Origin of the sequence: Synechococcus sp. OH20, from assembly GCF_047502685.1 — a bacterium.
Lineage (GTDB): Bacteria > Cyanobacteriota > Cyanobacteriia > Thermostichales > Thermostichaceae > Thermostichus.
This window is the reverse complement of record NZ_JANSIQ010000042.1, coordinates 21,901-32,055: the sequence shown is the minus strand read 5'-3', so window position 1 is coordinate 32,055 and position 10,155 is coordinate 21,901. Positions and strand designations below refer to the sequence as shown.

The following is a 10,155-nucleotide window of genomic DNA, read 5'->3' as shown; positions in this document are numbered from 1 at the left end:
CCCTCACCCCCAGCCCCTCTCCCTGAGGGAGAGGGGAGTTGGAGGGGCGCGTTTGCGACAGCGTTGCGTAGCAATAACGGCATAACGAACCGTTTCGTTGCTATTGGATTTGAAGTGACTGGGGTAGGTTGATTGTCGGAAGGGATCCCAATGGGCCGGTTGTTTGTCAAAATCTGCGGGATCACCCGTCAGGATCAGGCGGAGGCCATTGCCGCGTTGGGGGTGAGCGCTCTTGGGTTTATTGCTGTGCCCGATACGCCTCGCTATTTGTCCCTACAGGAAATGGCCCGCTGGGTGGGATCTCTGCCCGGCCCTGTGGAAAAAGTGGGGGTCTTTCTGGATCAGGATCCCCGCGTCATCGCCGCCTGGGTGGAAGCGGTGGGCCTCACGGCCATCCAGTTGCACGGCCAGGAATCCCCCCAGGATTGTCGGCAGTTGGGGGAATGGCTGCCCGGGATCCGCCGCATCAAGGCCTTGCGCATTCGCCACCCGGCGGATCTGGAAGGGGCCAATCTCTACCGAGACTGTGTAGAGGGGCTGCTCTTGGATGCCTATCACCCCCAACAGGCGGGTGGAACGGGGCAAACCCTCAATTGGCCGGAACTGGCCCACCGATCCCTGCCCTTGCCTTGGCTGCTGGCCGGTGGGTTGAAACCGGACAATGTGCGGCAGGCCCTCAGCCACCTTCAGCCCAACGGCATCGATCTCTCCAGCGGTGTGGAACGCCGGCCAGGCGATAAAGACATCGACAAAGTCCGGCACCTGTTGCAGCAGCTCCGCTCCCAAGGGTGGGAGATCGCTTCCGGGTGGCCACTGACACATGATAGGCCGGATCCCTAGCGCAGGGACTGAATATCCAACCCCGGCTCAAACATCAGTTCTTTCACTTCTCCAAACCGGCCCATCACCCCAAGCTCCCGGTCGTTAAAGGTCACCAACACACCGCCCGCATTGCCGGTACGCAAAACAATCGATTGCTCCGCTTCCCAATTCAACTCGGCCCCTGGCTGTAAGGTAGCCTCGAAAACCGTTTGCCCATCGGCAATGACGCGCAACCAGGAGGGGCGCTCGACAACGCGGATGTCCAGACGCACCGGCTTGCGCCCCACTCCCCCTGAGTAGGCTTCCAATATCTCGGGAAAAACGCCTTGAATGCGCGTCCATTGGTCAAGGGTGGGAAACAGTTGGCGGGCCGTAGGCTGAGCTGCCGGCAGGGTGCGATCCGGAGAGTTGGCAGCAGGGGGTTGCTGGCCGGATCCCTCTCGGCCAATCCTCGGCAGGCTCACCAGCCAACGCCCAAAGGGATTGCCTGTGCCTTCCAAAAGAGCCGATAATCCCCCCACTGCCAGCACGACCAGCACCACATAGGCGACCCAAAGGTGGAGAGGGCGCAGGGCAAAGGCGGGCTGCCCACCAGCAGCCAGAAGGGGAGCAGATCCAGGGGGCGTTTTGGCCGATAGAAGTGGAAGAGCCTGCCGAGACAGGGCTTCGCCATCCAACCCCAAATAGTTGGCATAGTGCTTGAGAAACCCTTGCACATAGACCGGCTCCGGCAACCGGCTCAAATCGGCTTCCTCCAGCGCCTGTAGATACTGGGAGCGAATAAAGGTATCGTTGGCTACTTCGCTTAACGTCAGGCCCCGTGCCTCCCGTGTTTGCCGCAGCAGGGATCCCAGGGCTTCCAATCGCGTTAGCGGGACGGAGTCCTTAGAGTGTGCTGACTCTTGCATCGTTTGGTCACCTGTGGAAGAGAGGAAGCTGGTTTACAAGCAGCCCCAAATTGTCAGCAGACAAGAAGATACAGCCGCAAGCCGTTCTGTCCTTTTCTCCCCGTACCCAACATTATGAAGAAGGACGGGAAGAGAAAAAAGAGGCGATCTTGGGCAGAGCTGAGCTGTCGGCGGCGGCAAACGGGGCCAGCAAGGCCTGAACCTCTTGGGGATCCAACTGGCGGAACTGGCCTGCCCTCAGATTGCCCAGACGTACTGGGCCGATGGCTTCCCGATGCAAGGCCAGCACCGGATGCCCAAGCTGCTCTGCCACCCGCCGAATTTGTCGGTTGCGTCCCTCAAACAAAACTATCCTCAGCCAGGAGGAATCGGGATGCTTTCTCTGCCCGGAATCGGGGGCAGAACAAAACTCCACTTCCGCCGGCAGAGTGGTGTACCCCTCTAAGTCTACTCCGTCTCGCCACTGTTGCAGGGTGGCCTGGCTCGGATGTCCCTGTACCTGGACTCGATAGGTTTTGGGCAGATGGTAGCGCGGATGGGTTAGCTTCAGTGTCAGGTCACCATCGTTGGTGAGCAGCAAAGCGCCACTGCTATCGACATCCAGTCGGCCCACGGGATAGAGGCGGATCTGTCGGTTCCAGGGTGGGGGAAGCAGATCCAGCACTGTCTTGCGTCCCCAGGGATCCTTACAGGTGGACAAGACCCCCAGCGGCTTGTGCAGAAGCAAAACGTGGCGGGCCGGATCCCTGCAAGAGATTGGCCGCCCATCCACCTCGACGCAATCCTGTTCCGGATCAGCCTTAAAGCCCAGCTCGGTGACCACTTTCCCATTCACCCGAATGCGACCCGCCAGGATCCAGGCTTCCACCTGGCGACGAGAGGCCAAGCCCTGCTGAGCCAAAAGCTTCTGGAGCCGTTGGGGTTTTGCCATGGGGATTGAACGGCAAAAGCAGCAACCGAAGCTGAGGGTGCTAGGCAGCGGAGTCTTCGGGATTGGAGAGCCGGTCGGGCAAATCGACGGCATTGGGGGGCAACAGCAGCATTGCCGACTTTGACCCTGAGCTATCTCCTAAAGAATAGCTGAGGCCACAATCAAATTCTTCTGCCAGCCGGCAGACTTCCTTGAGATCTCCCACCGACCAGATGCTCCAACTGCTGCGAATCTGGTTATCTACCCACACTTCCACACGGTTGCCCTCGATGTGAATGATGCGCTTGGGGTTGATTTCTGAAACGCGGCCTGTAGACTCAGCCAAGGCCTCCGGCCCGCTGACGCCAACGGAAGATTTTTGCCTCAAAGCCCCCAGAGCAGCCATTAACTGCGGCAGAGCCAGTAAAAGGTGCTGAGTGGCTTGTTGGGGTTGCCCTTTCAAGCAGGAAACCAAAGCTTCGGCAACACTCTGGTTCAGAGCCTGCAGAGCTTGGAGAGGGGTGGCACCTGCCAGGGCGGGATCCGGTTGCAGTGGGCTTTGAACATCCATGAAAAGGCAGAAAAGGCATGGACAGAAACTTTACAGCCCTTTCGCAGGTTCGCTACAGCGACCCTGATGCCTTCGCGTTATCAGTGGGCGGCACTATTGCGACTCCCAGTTGGGATAGAGCGCTCTGGTGGTCGTTTAGGCGTGCCGCAGGCATTGATCCTGTTCAGGTAACCACGGGAAGGGCTGTGTAGTTTCTTCAGCCTAACAAATCCAAAAACTTCTCGGTGAGAAAACCTGGCTTTGACATTGTCCGCGTCGCCGCGAAGCCGTTGGCCATCAGGGTAGATTCTTTGCTCTCTTGTGCACAGCAGGCTGAGCTTTAGTGCAGATCCCCCAAGGTGGCACGAAAGTGGGCAGCCATTGTTGTTTGCTCAATTGTCTTCTTCACCCCCGGCGGTGTCCTCCATCGTTTCCTCAACCCCGGGCTCCTCCTGTTGTTGAGCCTCGGCAGGCGGTCTCAGTTGGTTGAGCAGGGTCAGAACCCGGGATCCCCGCTCCAAAGAGCGATCCTGCAAAAACACCACCGTCGGCACCCGTCGCAGGCCGAGGCGCTGGCCAATTTCCCGCCGCACGAAGGGAGTGGCAGAGGCCAGCCCCTCCATGGTCTGCTGCTGGGCCGCTTCATCGCCATAGATGCTGACGAAGATGCGGGCATTTTGCAAGTCATTGGAAACCTCGACATCCACAATGCTGACCATGCCCGCCCCCACGCGGTCATCTTTGATCTCCGAGAGCAGGATTTGGCTGACCTCCCGTTTGATCAGCTCGGCTACCCGTGCCACCCGTCGCGCTGTCGCCATTTTTGGATACCTAGGTTACCGCTCATCCGCAAACCGGCTCTGGCCGGTGTGGAGCAGAGTCCTCGTCGGCTCGATCCCCAGAACAGTAGCCGATGCTACGAGCATCTCTCTCTTCTACCTTTATCTTGAATCCATGTCCACCTTGCCTTGAGTATGAATACCTAAAGCCATCGATGGATGGATGGAGACGTGATGATCAAGACGCCAGAGGCCCTGCGGCGCTCCATTGAGCAGTTTATGCTGAATGTCACAGAGCCGCTTGACCCCTTGCTCTCCCTGAAGCTAACTCAATTGGTGGTGATGTTGGGGGATACAGCTTATGCAATGGGGTACAGCGATGGCCAACAAAAGCCAGATGAACGCTGCCGCTATTGTCCCAGCCGGCTGCTCGACCGTCCAGAGCTTTGACAGAGCCCTTTAAGGTTCTTCATAGTCTAGCTCCTGGCTGTCCGGGAGGGGGGAATGAGTTGAAAGGGGTGGTGGGAACCGGCCAAGATGGGATCCCGTCCCTCAGTAGCCTATGACTTCCCCGGTTTTGATTTGGCACCGTCGCGATCTGCGGCTAGCAGACAACACAGCCCTACACGCGGCGGCGCAGCGCAGCCCGCAGGTGGTGCCGGTTTTCGTTTTCGACCCGCAGGTTTTGCAGCGGGCGGATATGGCCCCGGCCAGGGTGGCGTTTCTCCTCCAGGCATTGCAGGAGCTGCAGGAGCGCTACGCCCAGATGGGGATCCCGCTCCTCTGGCGGCGGGGGGATCCGGCGGTGGAGCTGCGGCAGTTGGCCACCGAGCTGGGGGCGCAGGCCGTGTTTTGGAACGAGGATCTGGATCCCTTGGCCCGGCAGCAGGAGAGTCAGGTGCGGGCCAGCTTGACGGAAGCCGGGATCCTGTCTTTTTCTTACCAAGATATGCTGCTGCACGGGCCGGGGGAAGTGGTGACCCAGGCGGGGGATCCCTACTCGGTTTTTACCCCTTTCTGGCGCCGCTGGTTCAGCTTGCCTAAGCCGGATCCCTTCCCCACTCCCAAGGAGCTCCAGCCGCTGCCAAGCCTGAAAGCTCAACCTCTGCCCAGCTTGGCGGATCTGGGCTTTGTCTGCGAGCAGCGGATCCCGGCGGCAGGCGAGAGGGCAGCTCAAGCGCTGCTTGAGGATTTTTGTCAGGGCCTGCGCATTTTGGACTACGAGCAGGCACGCAATTTTCCGGCTGAACAGGGTACCTCTCTCCTCAGTCCCCACCTGTGCTGGGGAACCATCGGCATTCGTCAGGTGTGGCAGGCCACGCGGGAGGTGGAAGCAGAGGTGCGCAGTGAAGAGGCCGAAAGCAGCCTGCAAACTTGGCGGCAGGAGCTGTGCTGGCGCGAGTTTTACAAGCATGTCCTGGCCCACTGGCCCCACGTGGAGAGCGGCGCCTACCGACGAGCTTTTGATGCGCTGGAGTGGGGCAACCGGCAGGACTGGTTTCAGGCCTGGTGCGCCGGACAGACGGGTTACCCCATCGTGGATGCGGCCATGCGCCAGCTCAACGAGACCGGCTGGATGCACAACCGCTGCCGCATGATCGTGGCCAGCTTTTTAACTAAAGATCTGCTCATCGACTGGCGCTGGGGAGAGCGCTACTTTATGCAGAAGCTGGTCGACGGGGATCTGGCCGCCAACAACGGCGGCTGGCAGTGGAGCGCCGGTGTGGGCACGGATCCCAGGCCACTGCGCATCTTCAACCCAGCCACCCAGGCAGCCCGCTACGACCCGGAAGGGGAGTACATCCGTCGCTACCTGCCGGAGCTAGCGGGGCTAGATACCCCGGCTTTGCTGTGGGTGGGGGAGGATCCCAAGGGATCCTGGGCCCTACAGGAGCGGCGGCGCTGCGGCTACCCGGATCCCATCGTGGATCACAAGGTGCAGCAGCAGGAGTTCAAGCGGCGCTACCAGGCGGTGCAGCAGAGGCGTTCTCAGCCGGCCCAGGGCAGACTATCCACTCTTTCCTAGCTCTGGACAAGACGTGGCAAGGACTTCCCTCACCCCCAACCCCTCTCCCTGAGGGACTCCCTCACCCCCAACCCCTCTCCCTCAGGGAGAGGGGAGTTAGAGCAGCGCGTTCGCGACAGCGTTGCGTTAATGACTTATGGAAATGAAAAGGGGATCGCCTGGATCCCCTCGGTCTTCAGAAGTTCGGAGCCAATGCCGGGTTGCCTGAGACTACGGCTTCAGCTCGCTGGGGATGCGCTCCCCGAAGAGAACTGTGTAGAGAATGCGGTAGATGTCGGTGTTCAGGATCCCGGTGGTGGGCACCAGCTCTTGGGCGTTCAGGCCCGCCGCGCGGGCGATAACTCCACTGCCGGCGTCGTCTCCAGTGGCCCACGCCACCGCAAAGGGGCGGCGGTTGCCGTTCTTGTCGGGTGCTGAAACAAATGGCTTCGTACCCGTGCCCTCGACGCCATCGATAGGGGCGCCGCTTTCTTCGGGGTCAGTGGGGGGCAGCGGCTCATCGGCAGACTCCACATCCACCAACTGCATCCCGCCGGCGTTGCTGTCGCTGGTGGTGATCATGAAGGTTTTGGGATTCTTCTCGATGAAGTCGAGAATTACCCCAATGGCATCGTCAGCCCGCTTCATGGCCTCCAGGCAGCCGGAAGCATTGAGGTTGTTGCACATGTTGTCGGTGCCCTCTTCCTCAATGACGGCGAAGAAGCCCTTGGGATTGCGGGAGATCCGCTCTAGGGCAAACTGCGTCATCTCGGCAATGGTGGGTGCGCTGGCGATGTAGTTGGGCAAGTTTTCTTTGCGCAGCTCTTCTTCAGGTTTGTCGTAGAAGGTGTCCTCTACGTTGAACACCCCCAAAACCTTGGCGGCATCCGCCGGCAGCTTCAGCAGCTCGTCGCGGGTATAGACGACGGCATACCCTTTTTTCTTGGCTTCCTCGATGAGGTTGCGGCCATCCTTGCGCTTCCCTTGGCCAAAGCGCCCCTGGACGCCTTCCGGCAACAGCCATTCCTCACCGGCCCCCAGGATGATGTCTACCCCCGACTCCACCACTTCCAGGGCAATCTCCTCGTAGTCGCTGCGCTTGGGAGCTTCAGCCACAAAAGCAGCCGTCCCCGGCTCGATGATGGATCCCGACTGCACCAGAGCCGTGCCCAGGCCTGCCTCAATGGCATCTTCCATAATTGTGTTCAGGGTGCCGTTGGCCGAGGGATACTCTTTGCCGTCGGGATCCAAGCCAAAAGTCGCGCCATGCACGCGAGTGCCTGTGGCATGCGTCACCGCCCCGCCGTTGGAGGTTCCACCCAACAGGTCAAGGTGATGGCCACGATAGGTGGTGATGACAGGCAGGCGATCCCAGTTCAAGAAGCCATCCGGGCCGTAGTGGAGAATGCGGGTGATGTCCCAGTGGGAGGCCGAAGTGCCATCGGGGTGGAAAAAGATCGCCCCGTTGCCGGTCGGCTTCGGCGCCGCCTGAGCCAGGCTAGAAAGAAGGGAAGAGGACAGTAGGCACAGCGTTGCGGCTAGAGCTGCCCTCAGAGAATGGTTACGCATAGTAAACCTGCCCTTGCTTGTTCAAGGCTGAACGTCAAGAAAAGTAACACAGCCTTGGAGCACCTAGCAAGGGCTAGGCTAAACCTGAGGGCAGAGCTCACTTGTAGCGATGGCCTGCCGCCCCAGTCTATGGCAGGGTCTATACCTAGAGTTAACTATCTCTTAACCCCTTCATAATGTCAAGGCTTCTCGTAGAGCTTTTGGGAGACTTGCGCCAGGACATAGCCGTCTTCCGGTCAAGCGGCTCTTTTGGGGGCAAGGGAGGAATTTTGGGTCTGCCAGGCCTGCCTAAGCTGTCTGAGGCATTGTTGCCAACGCCGCAGTTCCCCGGCTTCCAGCGCGATCCCGCCAAAGCGCACCTCCAGGTAGCGCTGCAGGAACTGGATGGCCAGCTCGGCCTGGGGCAAATCGGAGTGGCGCAAGTGTTCTAAGCAGGCTTCCGGCCCCAGGTGGGCTGGGATCCCCACTGCTGTCGCCAGCTCCCGCAGTTGGAGGTAAAGTCTGGAGATGGCCTGGCGGCGCCGTTGCGACTTGGGCAGGGCTGCCGGGATCCAGCGCATGCCGGCAAAGGCCAGACTTGGCAGCAGGATCCCGATCATCCAGGTGGGCCATTCTGGGGGCGGCTGCCACAGGGATCCCATCACCACTCCATTGCCAAGTGTGGCCAAGAGGATCCATCCCCCATCCCGCCAGTGCAAAGCCTGGTAGCGGCGGCGGCGGCCCCAGTAGGCCGTGAAGCCGGTGATCAAAATCACCCCCAGCAGCGGCAGGCTGTTCTGTTGCAGCCTTTGCCCCCAGCCCACCAGACCGCGACGGAAGGCGGCGGCAACATCCTCTCGATCGGAAGAGACCGCTACTGCACTGGCGATCTCCTGAATCTGCCGCCAGATCTGCCGCTGGGTGGATAGATCGTACTGGATGACGTACTTAAACCAACGGAAGCGCAGGCTGTCGTAAAAATCCTGCAAGGGATCCCACCAGCTTTGCCGCTGGCTAACATTGGCCTCTGGCGGCGTGGCGTCGAAGAGGATCCATCCATAGGGGCCAAAGGGGATCTCCGCCCAAGAATGGGCATCGGCGTTGCGCACCGCCAGGTACTTTTCCTGCGCCACCCAGCGCCCGCCCAAAAAGCCATTGACCACGCGGGCCGGGATGCCAATGCTGCGGGCCAGCACCGTCAGGGCGGTGGCAAAGTATTCGCAGTGGCCGCGGCGGTGGGTAAACAAAAAGGCCTCCAAAGGCGGCTCAGCCCCGGGATCCGGCAGATCTGTGGTGTAGGCGTAGTTCTCCAGCAGGTAGTTCTGCAGAGCTGTCGCCTTGCCAAAGACATCGGGGATCCCAGCCGTGATCTCCTCTGCCAATGCGGGAATGCGCGGATCTAGATCTGCCGGCAACTGCAGGTAGGCTGCCCGCTGGATGGGGTCAAGAGCACTCAGCAGCTCCTCCTGGCCGAGCTGGCGCAGGCGGGGCTCCAGATCGCGGGGGATCCAGCTCACGGCGCGGTAGAGATAGGGCAGCCGGGGGGGCAGGGAATGGCTGACATCCCCGCTCTCGTGCAGGAGGAGGCGGCGAGTTTGCCGTTGCCATGCCTGCTGAGGGGTCATCGCCCCCCCCCGATCCAACCACTCCACCTCCAGCAGTGGCGCCACTCCAAAGACGGTGTTGGTGGCCAGCGGCTCTAGGTAGATAAGCTGCTCTAGGGGAAAGAACTGGAGGTCGCTAGCGGTCGGGATCAAGGGGGAAGCCGAGAGATCAAAGACCCCTGCTGCAGTGGGGAAAATCGGGATCGCGCGGTTCAGCGTCCGCGACCAAGCCCGCCCGTCGTAGCGATCAAAGCTGATCCCCCGCCAGTAGAGGGACTCCACCTGAGGCGGCACCCCCGCCGGGAACTCCACCCGCATAACAACAGTGCTGTCGGTCTTGAGGGTGCCGAACTCCCCCAGGCTGACTTCCTCGGCAAAGCCAGTGGTCATCACCGGCGAGCGGGCCTGCCAGCCTAGGAGCCCCAAGCTAAGGCGCGGAAAGAGGAAAAACAAAACCACCGCGAGAAGGGTTGCCAGCAAAGCCAGGGATCCAAGCAACCCCAGAAAGTTGAGGTCGATCCCGCGGACTTGGCTAGCCGCCTGGGGGTGCTGCTCCGCCTGCAGGCGCAGGTGATAGAGGGTGAGGTTAACCAGCCCCACCCCCACATACAGCAGGAATAAAAACCCAAAGCTGATGTCCTCGTTAAAGAGGGTGGCGATGGCCATCAGCAGCAGAGACAGCACCGCCAACTGAATGTGGTCTGCTGCCCGCTCCCGCTGAAACAACTTGGCCCCCGTAAGGTAGAGCACCAGGCCTATGGCCCCATCCGAAAGCGGCAGCACGCCCGCAAGCACCAGGGCCGCCAAGCTGACCAGCACGCTCACCGTCAGGGGCATCCACAGGGGCGCATAGCGGGCAAAGCTAATGCGGGGCGGCTCCCAAAACCAACTGGCAGCCCCCGCCGCCAAGCAGAGGGCGATAACCGCCGGCGACAGGGCCTGATCCCCAAGGCAGAGGGCCGTAAAGGCAATCCCCACCAGCAGGTAGATGAAGAGCTTTTGGACGGCAAGCAGTGGCCAGGTCATGGG

General features: G+C 60.7%; 9 protein-coding genes and 1 pseudogene. 3 read left to right on the top strand and 7 right to left on the bottom strand.

The annotated features are described in order from the left end of the window. Window positions 1-150 precede the first annotated feature (150 nt). Window positions 151-840, top strand: a complete 690-nt coding sequence (locus NW826_RS09605) for a phosphoribosylanthranilate isomerase (RefSeq protein WP_414510008.1) — start codon at window positions 151-153, stop codon at window positions 838-840. On the opposite strand, the gene NW826_RS09600 is transcribed toward NW826_RS09605, so the two are convergent. The 5 genes and pseudogenes from NW826_RS09600 to rbfA all read right to left on the bottom strand — a co-directional run bounded on the left by NW826_RS09600 (window position 837) and on the right by rbfA (window position 4,011). Next, window positions 837-1,499, bottom strand: a complete 663-nt coding sequence (locus NW826_RS09600) for a DUF4115 domain-containing protein (RefSeq protein WP_414334859.1) — start codon at window positions 1,497-1,499, stop codon at window positions 837-839. The genes NW826_RS09605 and NW826_RS09600 overlap by 4 nt on opposite strands. Then, window positions 1,497-1,730: pseudogene (locus tag NW826_RS09595) on the bottom strand (helix-turn-helix domain-containing protein); the annotation flags it as partial. The gene NW826_RS09600 and the pseudogene NW826_RS09595, both read right to left, overlap by 3 nt. A gap of 112 nt (window positions 1,731-1,842) precedes the next feature. Continuing rightward, window positions 1,843-2,661 (bottom strand): pseudouridine synthase, encoded by an 819-nt coding sequence (locus tag NW826_RS09590; RefSeq protein ID WP_414334857.1) that lies wholly within the window; start codon window positions 2,659-2,661, stop codon window positions 1,843-1,845. Window positions 2,662-2,701: 40 nt separating this feature from the next. Next, window positions 2,702-3,211: a hypothetical protein gene (locus tag NW826_RS09585; protein ID WP_414334856.1), complete on the bottom strand. Its 510-nt coding sequence runs from the start codon at window positions 3,209-3,211 to the stop codon at window positions 2,702-2,704. A 371-nt stretch (window positions 3,212-3,582) separates the two neighbouring features. Continuing rightward, complete coding sequence (rbfA, locus tag NW826_RS09580) at window positions 3,583-4,011, bottom strand: 30S ribosome-binding factor RbfA (RefSeq protein ID WP_414334855.1); 429 nt, start codon at window positions 4,009-4,011, stop codon at window positions 3,583-3,585. 192 nt (window positions 4,012-4,203) lie between these two features. Between rbfA and NW826_RS09575 the strand changes: the two genes are divergently transcribed. Together NW826_RS09575 and NW826_RS09570 are read left to right on the top strand one after the other, a co-directional pair. Then, window positions 4,204-4,419, top strand: coding sequence for a hypothetical protein (locus NW826_RS09575; RefSeq protein WP_414347243.1), 216 nt, complete (start codon window positions 4,204-4,206; stop codon window positions 4,417-4,419). A gap of 112 nt (window positions 4,420-4,531) precedes the next feature. Next, window positions 4,532-5,995, top strand: coding sequence for a cryptochrome/photolyase family protein (locus NW826_RS09570; protein ID WP_414510007.1), 1,464 nt, complete (start codon window positions 4,532-4,534; stop codon window positions 5,993-5,995). Window positions 5,996-6,205: 210 nt separating this feature from the next. Here NW826_RS09570 and NW826_RS09565 read toward each other — a convergent pair whose 3' ends face one another. Together NW826_RS09565 and NW826_RS09560 are read right to left on the bottom strand one after the other, a co-directional pair. Next, a complete protein-coding gene (locus NW826_RS09565) occupies window positions 6,206-7,543 on the bottom strand; it encodes an alkaline phosphatase (protein ID WP_414510006.1) in 1,338 nt (445 codons plus the stop codon). Between the two features lie 236 nt (window positions 7,544-7,779). Next, window positions 7,780-10,152, bottom strand: coding sequence for a DUF3488 and DUF4129 domain-containing transglutaminase family protein (locus NW826_RS09560; protein WP_414510005.1), 2,373 nt, complete (start codon window positions 10,150-10,152; stop codon window positions 7,780-7,782). Window positions 10,153-10,155 lie beyond the last annotated feature (3 nt).